Source organism: Marinibacterium profundimaris, assembly GCF_002210095.1.
In the GTDB taxonomy this organism is placed as follows: Bacteria; Pseudomonadota; Alphaproteobacteria; order Rhodobacterales; family Rhodobacteraceae; genus Marinibacterium; species Marinibacterium profundimaris.
This window is the reverse complement of the sequence record NZ_AQQR01000006.1, coordinates 111,337-123,942: the sequence shown is the minus strand read 5'-3', so window position 1 is coordinate 123,942 and position 12,606 is coordinate 111,337. Positions and strand designations below refer to the sequence as shown.

Sequence of the window (12,606 nt, the reverse complement as noted above, 5' to 3'; positions counted from 1 at the left end):
TCCCCGGTCCGGAATCAAGCCAAAGGCGCCGGACCAGCGGCGGCCCGCCCCATCGGGCTGCCGCTTTGGTGAAGCCAGCACAGACCTCCCCGCTGGGAGAACGATGGCACCATAAAGCACACCCGCAAAAAGGTCAGAGCGGCATCCCGCGGGCCGCCACTTGCCCGGCTCCTGTCGTTCAGGCCGGAGGGTTGCACGCAGCCAATCCCTAACGATCGGTTAATCCGCGCCTGTAACCACTTGATTTCAAACACCCCAAAAATGTCCCACGCGTGGGACACCCCTCAGCACGGCCCCGCGAAAACGGCCGTCCAATAGGCCGCATCCTCCGGCCCGGCCCTGGCCACCGCCGCGACCTCGGCCTGTGACAGGATGGCCTCCCGGTGCCCCTCGCTGCCCATCCAGCCCGCGACGACCCCTGCCGCATCCCGATACCCATGGGCCACGTTCTCCGCCGCGAAGCCCCAGGGATACCGCGCCCGGCTCAGCCGTTCCCCCGCGATCGCCCCGTCCGAACCGGCATGCCCCATGAACCCGGTCCGAGCCATGTCCGAGGCATGGGCCAGCGCCGCCTCGCCGACCCTCGGATCGAAGCGCAGCTCCGGCAGCCCCCGCGCCACCCTCTCGCGATTGATCAGCTCCAGCGCCCCGGGATCCAGCCGCGCCGGCTGTGCCCCCGGCGGCAATCCCACGATCTTCGGCGGCAGATCCGCCGGCGCAGCGCATCGTCCGGCCAGCGGCAGAACCAGCGCGCCAAGGCTTCGCCGGCTCATCCCATCAGGCCGCGCACCAGCCGGGTCTGCGCGGCGATGATCTCGTCCAGATCCACCGTGGTCAGCACGCCGCTTTCCACCACCTGCCGCCCCTCGACGAACAGGTCGCGCACCTTCACCGGCCCCGCGATCACCAGAGCCGCGGGATCCCAGCTTCCCGCCGCCTCGATGCAGCGCGTGTCCCACACCGCCACGTCGGCCCGCGCGCCGATCTCAAGCCGCCCGCATTCCGGCCGCCCCAGCACATCCGCCCCGCCCCGCGTCGCGATCTCCAGCGCCTCCCGCGCGCTCATCGCGTCGGCGCCGTTGGCGACCCTTTGCAGCAGCATCGCCTGCCGCGCCTCGAGCACGAGGTTCCCCATGTCATTGCTGGCCGATCCGTCCACGCCCAGCCCCACCGGCACCCCCGCATCCCGGAACGCCCTGACCGGCGCGATGCCCGAACCAAGCCTGCAGTTCGAACAGGGGCAATGCGCCACCCCAGTCCGAGAGGCAGCAAAGAGGTCGATCTCTTCGCCCTCGATCTTCACGCAATGGGCGTGCCAGACATCCGGGCCGGTCCAGCCAAGGTCCTCGGCATATTGCCCGGGCCGGCAGCCGAAGGTTTCCAGCGAATAGGCGACATCCTCGGCATTCTCGGCCAGATGGGTGTGCAGCATCACCCCCTTGTCGCGGGCGAGGATGGCGGCGTCCCGCATCAGCTCGCGGCTGACCGAAAACGGCGAACAGGGCGCCACGGCAACCCGGACCATCGCGTCGGGCATCGGGTCGTGGAATGCGTCGATGACACGGATGCAATCCTCCAGGATCGCCGTTTCGTCCTCGACCAGGCTGTCGGGCGGCAAACCGCCCTTGCTCTCGCCGATGCTCATCGCGCCGCGCGTCGCCTGAAAGCGCAGGCCGATCTCTTGCGCCGCCGCGATGGCATCGTCCAGCCGCGCGCCATTGGGGTGGATATACTGGTGATCCGAGGTCAGCGTGCAGCCCGACAGCGCGAGTTCCGCCAGCGCGGTCAGGGCGGAGACATGGATCTCTTCCGGCCCGAACCGCTGCCAGATCGGATAGAGCGTCTGCAGCCAGCCGAAAAGCAGTGCATCCTGCCCCCCCGGCACCGCGCGGGTCAGGCTCTGGTAGAAATGGTGATGGGTGTTCACCAGCCCCGGCGTCACGATGCAGCCCCGCGCCTCGATCACCCGGCCGCTGGTCTGCAGGCCGGAGCCGATCCCGGCCACCTCGCCGTCGCGCAACAGCAGATCCGCGCCTTTCAGTTCACGCCGGTCGTCGTCCATCGTCAGGATCGTGTCGGCGCCGCGGATCAGTGTTTCGCTCATTCGGGTGTCTCCATCGCTGTCATGCCGCTCCGGCCAGCAGTTCCAGCGCGGCCGCATGCAGGTCCTTCGTCGCCGCCGCCAGCGCCCGACCGCCCTGGTGGACGGGGTTGCCCTCCCAGTCGGTGACGATGCCGCCGGCCGCCTCGATCACGGCGATGGGCGCCTGGATGTCATAGGCGTTCAGCCCGGCCTCGATCACCAGGTCCACCTGCCCCGCCGCCAGCAGCGCGTAGGCGTAGCAATCCATCCCGTAGCGGACCAGTTTCACCTGTTTCGACACCGCCTCGAATGCGCTGCGATCCGCGGGCGTGCCGATCTCGGGGAAGGTCGTGAAGAGGATCGCCTTGTCGAGCCCGCCGATATCGCGGGTGCCCAGCCTGTGCGTGCCGCGCGGGCCGGTGTACTCGGCCCGGCCGCCGCCGCCCACGAAACGTTCGCCGATATAGGGCTGGTCGATCACGCCCAGCACCGGGCCGGCACCCTCGGAGAGTGCGATCAGAACGCCCCAGGTCGGCGTGCCCGACAGGAACCCGCGGGTGCCGTCGATCGGATCCAGAACCCAGGTCCGGCCCGAGGTTCCGGGCTTCTGCCCGTATTCCTCGCCCCAGATGCCGTCGTCGGGCCTGTGCTCGGCCAGGATGGCGCGCATCGCCTCTTCGGCGGCGCGGTCGGCGATGGTCACGGGGTCGAACCCGCCGCCCTCCTTCCCGGCGTCCTTGTTGTCGGCGCTTAGGCCGTCCATCCGGAAATACGGCAGGATAGCCTCGCGCGCGGCGTCCGCCATGCGGTGCGCCAGCGCGAGATCGGAGTCGGGGTCAGAAGAAAAAAATCCGGACATGGCCATGTGGTGCCAGTCCGGATCACGCATTACAAGATATACAAGAGGCCGGCAAAGCCGCCCCCGGAAGGAGGCGGCCGGTCAGGCCACGTCGCTCAGCACACGGGCCAGTTCGAAAAGCCTGCGTCTCTGGTTTTCGGGAATCGCGTAGTAGGACCGCACGAGGTCGAGTGCCTCCTTGTCCCCCAGAAGATCGGCGGGGACTGTTGCGGTATCGGCATTGGCCGATTCGTCGGCCGGGGTTTCCTGTAGACCTTCGAAGAAGAAGCTGACCGGGACTTCCAGCGCGTCGGCAATATCCCAAAGACGGGATGCGCTGATCCGGTTCGCTCCAGTTTCATACTTCTGGATCTGTTGAAACTTGATACCGACCCGTTCCGCGAGTTGCTGCTGGGTCATGCCAATTAGCCAGCGGCGATGACGTACGCGCTTCCCCACGTGTACGTCTACGGGGTGGGTCATTCTGGTTCTCCTTTACTTAACTTTTTAAACGTCACTTCACACGTTGGCCTATAACGCTTCGGCAACGGCCAACTGAGCGCGTCCCGCGCTCAACCGGTCAGAGTCCTGTTATCCCCAGCATTCCAAGTCGCTGACCTTGGTGCCATGAGTGTACGTTCTTTTGGGTTGAATTCAAGCGAGCGATTTCCCGGTTTACGTGAAATTGAATACAAATCGAATTTGGAACGGAGGATTCTCGCCGATCCATCGAAACCGATCAAAGCCGGCCGAATTTCGCCTACAATACCTTGGTCACCTTGTAAAACAATGACTTGCGTGTGCCAGATTCGGCCAAATTTGACCACAAACAGAGGCAATCCCATGTTTGCTTACCATATTACCTCGCGCGGGTCTCCTGCGCAGTTGACAAACATACCGTTGCCAGATCCGGGCCAAGACCAGATTCAGCTGCGGATTTATGCATGTTCGCTCAACTTTGCTGATCTTTTGATGATTAAAGGAACGTACCAGGACACGCCCGAGCCCCCGTTCACACTGGGGCTCGAAGTTGCGGGAGAGATTCTCTCTGTTGGGAAAAACGTGCGACAGTTCGCCCCCGGCGAGCGTGTCGCGGTCTACGCGGGCCAGGGCGGGCTGGCCGAGGCCGGCAATTTCGAGGCGCGGCGCGCGGTGCGCCTGCCCGATCACGTGGACTACAAGACCGCCGCCGCCTTCCCGATCGCCTATGGCACCAGCCACGTGGCGCTGGAGCATCGCGCGAGGATGCAGGCGGGCGAGACGCTTCTGGTGCTGGGCGCGGCCGGAGGGGTCGGGCTTACGGCGGTCGAGATCGGCAAGCTGATGGGCGCCCGTGTCATCGCCTGCGCCCGCGGCGCGGAAAAGCTCGAGTTCGCCAGAAAGGCCGGGGCCGATCACCTCATCGACATCGAGGCGGAGGATCTGCGCGAACAGATCATCGCGCTTGGCCGGGCCGACGTGGTCTATGATCCGGTCGGGGGCGCGGCCTTCCAGGCGGCCTTCCGCGCCTGCAAGCCCGAGGCGCGGCTGCTGCCGATCGGCTTCGCCAGCGGCGAGGTGCCGCAGGTGCCGGCCAACCACCTGATGGTCAAGAACCTCTCTGTCCTGGGCGTGAACTGGGGCGGCTACATGCGCTTTGCGCCCGAGGTGCTGACCGGCTCGCTTGAAACTCTGCTGGGCTGGATCGCCGAAGGCCGCCTGAAACCGCATATCAGCCACGTCCTGCCACTGGATCGTGCCGCCGAGGGGCTGGAGCTGCTGCGCACCCGGCAGGCGACCGGCAAGGTGGTCATCGTGCCCGAAGGTGCCGGCTGACCCGCCGGGGCGCCGGCGCGCCGATCCACGCAGCCTGTTGACGTGTCGCCTGGCGGTGCGAGCCAGTGCGCTGCCCCCTCAGGCCGCCGTTTCCACCGCTCGCATGGTGGCGCTGTTGCAGAATCCGCGCCGCAGCATATCGGCCAGCTCGGCGACCAGCGGCGATTGGGTCGGGGCAGTGTAGAGGTTGATCAGCTGCACCGGCAGCTCCGGCAGGGTACCGCCATGGGGGATCTGTTCGAGATGCGCGGGCTCCGTCCCGGCAATCATCGTGTTCACCGCAAGGTCCGCCGCCACGGTCGCCTCGATCGTGCGATCGCTGGCGGTCTCCACCGCCGTTTCCCATTCGATGCTATCGCGATCCAGCGCCGCCAGGGACAGCGGGCGAAAGGCGCAATGCTGCTGGAACGCCACCCGCAGCGGCCGTTGCCGCCAGACCGAGCCGCCCGGCGCGCCGATCCAGGCCAGCGGGCGGTGCGCCAGCGTCTCGGCCCCGTCCCCGGTCGACACCTCGGTGGTCAGGATCAGGTCGCAGGCGCCGCGTTCGAAATCCTTGCGCAGCTCGGCGGAATAAGAGGTCTTGAGATGCACCTTCACCCGCGGATAGGCGGCGTGAAACTGCTGCAGCACCCGGGGCACAACGGGGTAGACGATATCATGCGGCACCCCGAGCGAGATCTCGCCCTCGAAGGCCTGGTCGGTCAGCCGCGCCACAACCTCGTCGTTCAGCGCCACCATCCGGCGCGCATAGCTGAGAAGCTGGTCGCCGGCGGCGGTCAGCGACACGCCGCGCCGGGTCCGGTCCAGCAGGGTCACGCCCAATAGCTCCTCCAGCCGCTTGAGCTGCATCGACACCGCCGATTGCGTGAGGTTCAGGTAGCCGGCCGCCCGCGTCACCCCGCCGGCATCCGCAACCGCCACGAAGGACCGCAGCGTGGTGATGTCGAGATTCCTCATATCACGCCCCTTGATGCTTAACCCAACGAACATTCGTTTCTCTAATGTACCACAGCCCTCCATATCTTCAACATGCTTGATGATGAATGACGCACACATAACGATCCGCGATAGGAGTTCCCGATGACCCAGATCACCCGCCACCGCATTGCTTCCCGGCCCTTCCCGCGTCTTCGCCTGGGTCTGCTTGTGGGCCTGTGGCGCCAGCGCCGCCGCCTTGCCTCGCTCGACGATCGGTCGCTGTCGGATATCGGAATCTCGCGCCGCGAAGCCGAGCAAGAGGCTAGCCGCGCCTTCTGGGATGTTCCGGCGCACTGGCGCAACTGAACCGCGACCGGATCCGCCCGTGAAGGCGGCTTTTCGGCCTCTCCGCCGGCATGCCACGACGCGAAACAAACAATCGCGTGTGGAGTTCCGATTTCGTGCCGGAAAAACTTGAACTGCATGTGCCTTGCCCCGATATTCGGCACTGAAGTGGGCGCGGCTGTGCAGCCGCGCCCGTTGATGTAACAACTGGGGAGACCACGAATGGCAGAATTTCAAGGCGTCCGGTCTGCCGCTGGCGTACGCACAGCCGCGATCGACGAAGGGCTGCGCGCCCATATGAACAAGGTCTACGGCACGATGTCCGTAGGCATGCTTATTACCGCACTGGCCGCCTGGGCCATTTCGGGCCTGGCCGTCACCGACGTGCCGACGCAGTACCAGATCGGTGCAGGCGAATACCTGACGCAACTCGGCTACGCGATCTACGCCTCGCCGCTGAAGTGGGTGATCATGTTCGCCCCGCTGGCCTTCGTCTTCGGCCTGAGCGCTGCGGTGAACAAGCTTTCTGCCTCTGCCGCGCAGCTGGTGTTCTACGTGTTTGCCGCCGTGATGGGCCTGTCGCTCAGCTCGATCTTCCTGATCTACACGGGCGCCTCGATCGCCCAGGTGTTCCTGATCACCGCGATCATGTTCGCGGCGCTGTCGCTTTACGGCTACACGACCAAGAAGGACCTGTCCGGCTGGGGCACGTTCCTCTTCATGGGCGTCATCGGCCTGGTGATCGCCTCGATCGTGAACATCTTCCTGGCCTCCGACGCGCTGACCTTCGCGATCTCGGTCATCGGCGTGCTGGTCTTCGCGGGCCTGACCGCCTACGACACCCAGCAGATCAAGAACGAATACATCCAGTTCGCCTCGCATGGCGATCAGGAATGGCTGTCGAAGTCGGCGATCATGGGCTCGCTGCGGCTCTACCTCGACTTCATCAACATGTTCATCATGCTGCTGTCCCTGTTCGGCAACAGGGAATAAGCGCAGGCCGCAAGGCAGACCGACATCACGCAAGGGGCCGGATCAGCAACGATCCGGCCCCTTTGTTTTGCCTGGTGCCCTGCATGGCGAGGTTCGGCAGCGCGGGGGCGCATCCAGCCGTGGTACGCCATCCAGACGGTGCCGGCAGGCGCGCTGATCGGGCTGACGGCCTCCACCTTCGGCCCGTCGCCGATTGCCGGAAAACCCTGTGGTGCAGGCCGACGCACGCGCCAGTGACAGGTCGGCGATCAGCAGCATGGGTCGAGTCGTCGTATCCCTCCGGGCCCCGTGTCATGATCCGGGCAGACTGCGCCGCGACAGCGTCAGCCCCGGACCCGGGCGATGTCGGGGCCCGTCAGAGCGCGCAGGACATGCGCACGGCCGGAAAGCCGATGCCGGCGGCCAGCGTGACCTCCATCGCGCCGAGGGCGGCAAAACCCATGGCAGCATAGAAGCGTTCGGCGGTGCGGGTGGACCAGCATTCCATGCGGCTGTAGCCTGCAAGGCGGGCCTCTTCCAGCGCATGGGCGATGATCGCCCGGCCGATGCCGCGCCGCAGGCTGCGGTAATCGGTGACCACGTGGCGCACATGCGCCAGCTGCGGCTGGGCCCGGTCCGGCGTCCAGCCTCCCGCGCCGAGGATCCTGCCATCGGGTTCCTCTGCCAGGTAGTATGTGCCACAGGCCAGCAGCGCCGGGTTGGCCTTGCTGATCAGCGGCAGCGCGGTGACCAGGACCGAAGGCGGGTAATCGGCCTTCAGCAGGCGCGGGTAACTGGCCGCCAGCAGGGCATCGACGCCTGCCAGGTCCGCGGGCGTCGTGGCCCTTATGGTGAAGGTCTCCGCGCTCATCTGTCCGCCCCGCCCCGGGTCTCGGGGCGCTCCTCCCGCCATGCTCCCGGGCCCCCGGCCTGTGTCCCGCACAGGCGACGCACCGGGGCACGGCTGACCCATTTCCACCGGGCCCGCGATGGGACCCGGACACGAAAAAGGCCACGCACCCAGCGTGGCCCAAATTCGTCTGCAAGCTCGTTCGGCAGATCCTTCCGCGCACCGGCTGCAAGGCAGCCGGCCCCGGATGGAACAGGCTTACTTGATCTTGCCTTCCTTGTACTCGACGTGCTTGCGGGCCACGGGATCGTACTTACGTACGGTCATCTTCTCGGTCATGGTCCGGGCGTTCTTCTTGGTCACGTAGAAGTGGCCAGTGCCGGCGGTCGAGTTCAGGCGGATCTTGATCGTGGTGGGCTTCGCCATGGGTGGTCTCCTGCATCGGGCGCGCAGGGCCCGGTCATATCTCTTGTGAAGTCGGCGTTTTACGGAGTTTCAGCCCCGAGTCAACCATCAATCCTGCAAGACCGCCTCCGTTTTCACCGAACCGGCGGGCGCAGGCCCGGACGCCGTCGCGTCAGCAGGCGGCGGCTGTGGCGGCACGTTGCGGGTCGCCACACCATCGCGCGGGACCCGGACCCTGTCGGGCCTTGGCCAGCAAGGCAAGCCCGGTTGGGCCGATGGCGGCTGCGCGACGGCTGCGTAGGGTGGGGTTACACCCCACCGTTGCGCCTTCACATGGGCCCGGGTTCACCGCCCCGCAGGGCAGGTGTCATACGCGCGGAGGGCCTGTAAGCCGGATTCTGTTCAGGGGTTGCCCCCGTCGATGACCATTCCTCTACGGGACGTGTTGCCACGGCCCTTGAGCTGCCAACCCGACCCCTCTCGGCTGAAGCGAGCCTAGCGGTGGCCCGAAGACCGGTTCCGCGCGGGGGTCCTATTCGGCATTGCTCCCGGTGGGGCTTGCCGTGCCGCCCCTGTTGCCAGGGACGCGGTGGTCTCTTACTCCACCGTTTCACCCTTACCCCCGGCCAGGCCGGAGGCGGTCTGTTTTCTGTGGCGCTTTCCGTCGGGTTGCCCCGCCCGGGCGTTACCCGGCACCGTTGCTTCAGGGAGTCCGGACTTTCCTCCCCGGCGGGTCACCCCGCCGAAGCGGCCATCCGGCCCTCCGCGCGAGGGCGGGATATGCACCCTCGCCGGGATCGGGTCAATGGTGACGAAGACAGGGGCCCGCGCGCAGCGGTCGCCACCGGTCACGGGCAAAGGCCAGCGCAGGAACCGGAACAGACGGCATAGCCTCCCGTCCCTCAGGCCACCCCGCCCCGATCGCCGCCCAGATCTCCACACAGTGCCGCCACGTCGGCCGCCTCCAGGGGCCCCGTCGCCCAGGGCCGCAGCCGCAGCCGGACAGCCTCGAGCAACGCCTCATCCCCCGCCGTCGCCGGATAGCCCGCGCCCGCCGCCAGCGCCCGGAACGCCCCCGGCTCCGCCGCGCCGCCGGGCAAGACCGCCCGGGGCGGACGGGCCAGCCCCTGCCGCTCCAGCCGCGTCCAGTCAAAGCGCGGACCCGGGTCCACCTTGCGGCCCGGCGCCATGTCGGAATGCCCGATCACCCCCTCCGCCGGGATGCCCCAGCGCGCCCGGATCTCCGAGACCAGCGCCTCCAGCACCCGCATCTGCGGCTCGGGAAAGGGATGCCGCCCGGTATTGTCCAGCTCGATCCCGATGGAGCGCGAATTGACATCCGTCCGCCCCTGCCAGCTGCCGGTGCCCGCGTGCCAGGCCCGGCGCGCCTCGTCCACCAGCTGCCACAGCTGGCCGTCCCGGCCGACCAGGTAATGGGCCGAGACCTCGAAGTCGGGATCGCACAGCCGCTCCAGCGCGGCGCCCGCGCTCTGCATGGCCGTGTAATGCACCACGATCAGCTCTGGCAGGGCCCCGCCCCGCCGCTCCCCGTGGTTCGGCGAGGGGTGCGGGATCGGCCTCAGTTGTTCACCGCGGCCCGGAACGGGGCCGGGTCCCAGGCACAGGCATAGCCGTCCCCGTCCGGGTCCAGCCCCAGGCGGTCACGCTCCGGTCCGCCGCGCGCCAGGAAATCGGTCTGCGCCTGGTCCGGAGAGGCGTATTCCGCGCAGTTGCGCTGTGCCTTGGCCGCCAGGTTGATGCCGGTCCGGGTATAGACCCGCGTGCCCTTGGGGTTCTGCGCCGACAGGGCGTATTGCACGATGTTCGGGTCGGTGCCCGTCGGCCGCTGCGGCACTGCGGTGGGCGTCACCACCTCGTATTGCGCGCGCTGCTGGGCCAGGCGCTCGGCATCGCTGGCAATGGATTCGCGGCTGGCCACGGCCTGGAAATCGTTCTCGTCCGAGATGCCCGGGTTGTTCAGATCTACCGGCGGCGGATTGCTCGGGCTCGCCTGGACCGGCGGCACGCCGGAATTGGCCAGCGCCGCGGCGGTAGCGGCGGCGATGTCGCCGCCCGTCCCCACGTTGGAGGATGACGCGCCTGTCACCGTCGCCCCGGTGCCGGTTGCAACATTCGCGGAATCGGCCCCGAAGAAGGACGGCTCCGAAGGCGTGGCCGCACCGGCAGGCGTGCCCGTGGCCGCGCCCGGCACCCCCTGCTGCGGCGGCAGTTCCTCCGACGAAATCGCATCCGGCGGCGGCACCGCCGAGGCCAGGGGCGTCGGCTGCGCGATGGCCGAAGCCGGCGGCGCGGGATTGTACCCCGTCCCGCTGTCGGGGATCTCGGGCGTGCAGGCCACAAGAGCCACCCCCGCCAAAAGCCCGATGCCGGACTTCACCGCGAACCGAACTGCAAAGCACCTGTCAGCTGTCATATCGGGCCTACCCCCAAATCGCGAAACCTGACGGTTTGCGGTTCTACCACCATTTCTCCGGCTTAGCCACAAAGCCCGCCGCCTGCTCCAGCGCATAGGCGGTGTTGAGCAGATCGCCCTCTTCCCAGGGCCGCCCGATCAGCTGCAGCCCCAGCGGCAGCCCCTTGCGGTCGACACCCGTGGGCACGGCGATGCCCGGCAAACCGGCCAGGTTCACCGTAACCGTGAAGACGTCGTTGAGATACATCTGCACCGGATCATCATCCGTCACTTCTCCGAGACCGAAGGCCGCCGACGGCGTGGCCGGCGTCAGAATCGCGTCGACCCCGGCGGCAAAGGCCTCCTCGAAGTCGCGCTTGATCAGCGTGCGCACCTTGCGGGCCTTGTTGTAATAGGCGTCGTAGAAACCGGCCGACAGGACATAGGTCCCGATCATCACCCGACGCTGCACCTCGTGGCCAAAGCCCTCGGCGCGGGTCTTTTCGTACATCTCGGTGATGCCGTCGCCCTGCTCCAGCTTGGCGCGATACCCGTAACGCACCCCGTCATAGCGGGCGAGGTTCGACGACGCCTCCGCCGGGGCGATCACGTAATAGGTCGGCAGGGCGTATTTCGTATGCGGCAGCGAAATGTCGACGATCTTCGCGCCGGCATCCCGCAGCATCGCGGTGCCGTCGCTCCACAGCTGCTCGATCTCGTCGGGCATGCCGTCCAGCCGGTATTCCTTGGGAATCCCGATGGTCTTGCCCTTGATGTCGCCGGTCAGCATGGCCTCGAAATCCGGCACCGCCAGGTCGGCGCTGGTGCTGTCCTTCGGATCATGGCCGCACATGGCTTCCAGCATGATCGCCGCGTCGCGCACCGACTTGGTCATCGGCCCGGCCTGGTCCAGCGACGAGGCGAAGGCCACGATCCCCCAGCGCGAGCAGCGCCCGTAGGTCGGCTTGATCCCCACCGTGCCGGTAAAGGCGGCAGGCTGGCGGATCGACCCGCCGGTATCGGTCCCGGTCGCGGCCAGGCACAGGTCCGCCGCCACGGCCGAGGCAGAGCCGCCGGAAGAGCCGCCCGGCGTCAGCGCGGTGTCTTCATTGCCGCGGCGCCACGGGTTGATCGCGTTGCCGTAAACGGACGTCTCGTTCGACGAGCCCATGGCGAACTCGTCCATGTTGAGCTTGCCCAGCATGACCGCGCCCGCATCCGCGAGGTTCTGGCTGACGGTGGATTCGTATTCCGGCAGGAACCCTTCCAGGATCTTCGACGCCGCCTGCGAGGCGACGCCCTTGGTGCAGAACAGATCCTTGATCCCCACCGGCAGCCCGCACATCGACGGCGCCTCGCCCTCGGCCAGCCGCGCATCGGCGGCCTTCGCGCGCTCCAGCGCGATATCGGGCGTCTTGTGGACAAAGGCGTTCAGCGCATCCGCGCCTTCGATCGCAGTGAGGCAGGCCTCGGTCAGCTCGACCGAGGTGACCTCTTTCGCGCGCAGCATGTCGCGGGCCGCGGCCAGGCCCAGTTTGTTCAGATCGCTCATTCGACCACCTTCGGCACGGCAAAGAAACCCTCGCGGGCATCGGGGGCGTTGGACAGGACCTTGTCCTGCTGATTGCCGTCGGTGACCACGTCCTCGCGCCGCTTCAGGCGCATGGGCGTGACCGAGACCATGGGCTCGACCCCCTCGACATCGACTTCGCCGAGCTGCTCGATGAAGCCCAGGATCGTGTTGAATTCGGAGGCCAGCGCCGGCAGGCGATCCTCCTCGACCCGGATCCGGGCCAGCTTGGCCACGCGGGCCGCGGTGTTCTGGTCGATCGACATGGGAAACCCCTCATCTGGCGTTCCCGCGCATGTACCGCCCCGCGCCTGTCCCTGCAAGGGCAGCCCCGGGCGAAACCCGTCCCGCGTCCGCTCTGCGTCCACTCTCCGTCCATTCTTCCGCCCGCGCGCCC

At 67.3% G+C, this 12,606-nt stretch carries 14 protein-coding genes and 1 other RNA gene; 3 read left to right on the top strand and 12 right to left on the bottom strand.

The features are described from left to right. Positions 1–284: 284 nt before the first annotated feature. The 4 genes from ATO3_RS15810 to ATO3_RS15795 all read right to left on the bottom strand — a co-directional run bounded on the left by ATO3_RS15810 (position 285) and on the right by ATO3_RS15795 (position 3,404). Positions 285–773 (bottom strand): CAP domain-containing protein, encoded by a 489-nt coding sequence (locus tag ATO3_RS15810; RefSeq protein ID WP_088650849.1) that lies wholly within the window; start codon positions 771–773, stop codon positions 285–287. After that, positions 770–2,104 (bottom strand): 8-oxoguanine deaminase, encoded by a 1,335-nt coding sequence (locus ATO3_RS15805; protein ID WP_088650987.1) that lies wholly within the window; start codon positions 2,102–2,104, stop codon positions 770–772. The genes ATO3_RS15810 and ATO3_RS15805 overlap by 4 nt, the downstream gene beginning before the upstream one ends. A 19-nt stretch (positions 2,105–2,123) precedes the next feature. After that, a complete protein-coding gene (gene hisN / locus ATO3_RS15800) occupies positions 2,124–2,942 on the bottom strand; it encodes a histidinol-phosphatase (protein ID WP_088650986.1) in 819 nt (272 codons plus the stop codon). Positions 2,943–3,023: 81 nt separating this feature from the next. Next, on the bottom strand, positions 3,024–3,404 hold the full coding sequence (locus ATO3_RS15795) for a helix-turn-helix domain-containing protein (RefSeq protein WP_088650848.1): 381 nt from the start codon (positions 3,402–3,404) through the stop codon (positions 3,024–3,026). A gap of 360 nt (positions 3,405–3,764) precedes the next feature. On the opposite strand from ATO3_RS15795, the gene ATO3_RS15790 reads away from it, so the two are divergent. Beyond that, positions 3,765–4,736 (top strand): NADPH:quinone oxidoreductase family protein, encoded by a 972-nt coding sequence (locus tag ATO3_RS15790; protein WP_088650847.1) that lies wholly within the window; start codon positions 3,765–3,767, stop codon positions 4,734–4,736. Positions 4,737–4,814: 78 nt separating this feature from the next. Here ATO3_RS15790 and ATO3_RS15785 read toward each other — a convergent pair whose 3' ends face one another. Next, positions 4,815–5,693 (bottom strand): LysR family transcriptional regulator, encoded by an 879-nt coding sequence (locus ATO3_RS15785; protein ID WP_088650846.1) that lies wholly within the window; start codon positions 5,691–5,693, stop codon positions 4,815–4,817. A 123-nt stretch (positions 5,694–5,816) separates the two neighbouring features. Between ATO3_RS15785 and ATO3_RS15780 the strand changes: the two genes are divergently transcribed. After that, a complete protein-coding gene (locus ATO3_RS15780; RefSeq protein WP_088650845.1) occupies positions 5,817–6,020 on the top strand; it encodes a DUF1127 domain-containing protein in 204 nt (67 codons plus the stop codon). Positions 6,021–6,221: 201 nt separating this feature from the next. Beyond that, positions 6,222–6,992, top strand: a complete 771-nt coding sequence (locus tag ATO3_RS15775) for a Bax inhibitor-1/YccA family protein (protein WP_088650844.1) — start codon at positions 6,222–6,224, stop codon at positions 6,990–6,992. Between the two features lie 355 nt (positions 6,993–7,347). Here ATO3_RS15775 and ATO3_RS15770 read toward each other — a convergent pair whose 3' ends face one another. From ATO3_RS15770 to gatC, 7 genes are all read right to left on the bottom strand, one after another. Continuing rightward, entirely contained in the window at positions 7,348–7,842 is a 495-nt protein-coding gene (locus ATO3_RS15770; RefSeq protein ID WP_088650843.1) for a GNAT family N-acetyltransferase, read from the bottom strand. Positions 7,843–8,079: 237 nt separating this feature from the next. Then, positions 8,080–8,247 (bottom strand): 50S ribosomal protein L33, encoded by a 168-nt coding sequence (gene rpmG / locus ATO3_RS15765; protein ID WP_005630270.1) that lies wholly within the window; start codon positions 8,245–8,247, stop codon positions 8,080–8,082. A gap of 350 nt (positions 8,248–8,597) precedes the next feature. After that, positions 8,598–8,993, bottom strand: an RNA gene (gene rnpB / locus ATO3_RS15760) — RNase P RNA component class A. 135 nt (positions 8,994–9,128) lie between these two features. Then, positions 9,129–9,845: an N-acetylmuramoyl-L-alanine amidase gene (locus ATO3_RS15755; RefSeq protein ID WP_408630821.1), complete on the bottom strand. Its 717-nt coding sequence runs from the start codon at positions 9,843–9,845 to the stop codon at positions 9,129–9,131. After that, positions 9,806–10,660 carry a hypothetical protein gene (locus ATO3_RS15750; RefSeq protein ID WP_088650841.1) on the bottom strand — a complete coding sequence of 285 codons (855 nt, stop codon included), beginning with the start codon at positions 10,658–10,660 and terminating at the stop codon, positions 9,806–9,808. Before ATO3_RS15750 ends, ATO3_RS15755 begins: the two co-directional genes overlap by 40 nt. 43 nt (positions 10,661–10,703) lie before the next feature. Beyond that, entirely contained in the window at positions 10,704–12,191 is a 1,488-nt protein-coding gene (gatA, locus tag ATO3_RS15745) for an Asp-tRNA(Asn)/Glu-tRNA(Gln) amidotransferase subunit GatA (protein ID WP_088650840.1), read from the bottom strand. Beyond that, positions 12,188–12,475 (bottom strand): Asp-tRNA(Asn)/Glu-tRNA(Gln) amidotransferase subunit GatC, encoded by a 288-nt coding sequence (gene gatC, locus ATO3_RS15740; RefSeq protein ID WP_088650839.1) that lies wholly within the window; start codon positions 12,473–12,475, stop codon positions 12,188–12,190. Before gatC ends, gatA begins: the two co-directional genes overlap by 4 nt. Positions 12,476–12,606: the final 131 nt, after the last annotated feature.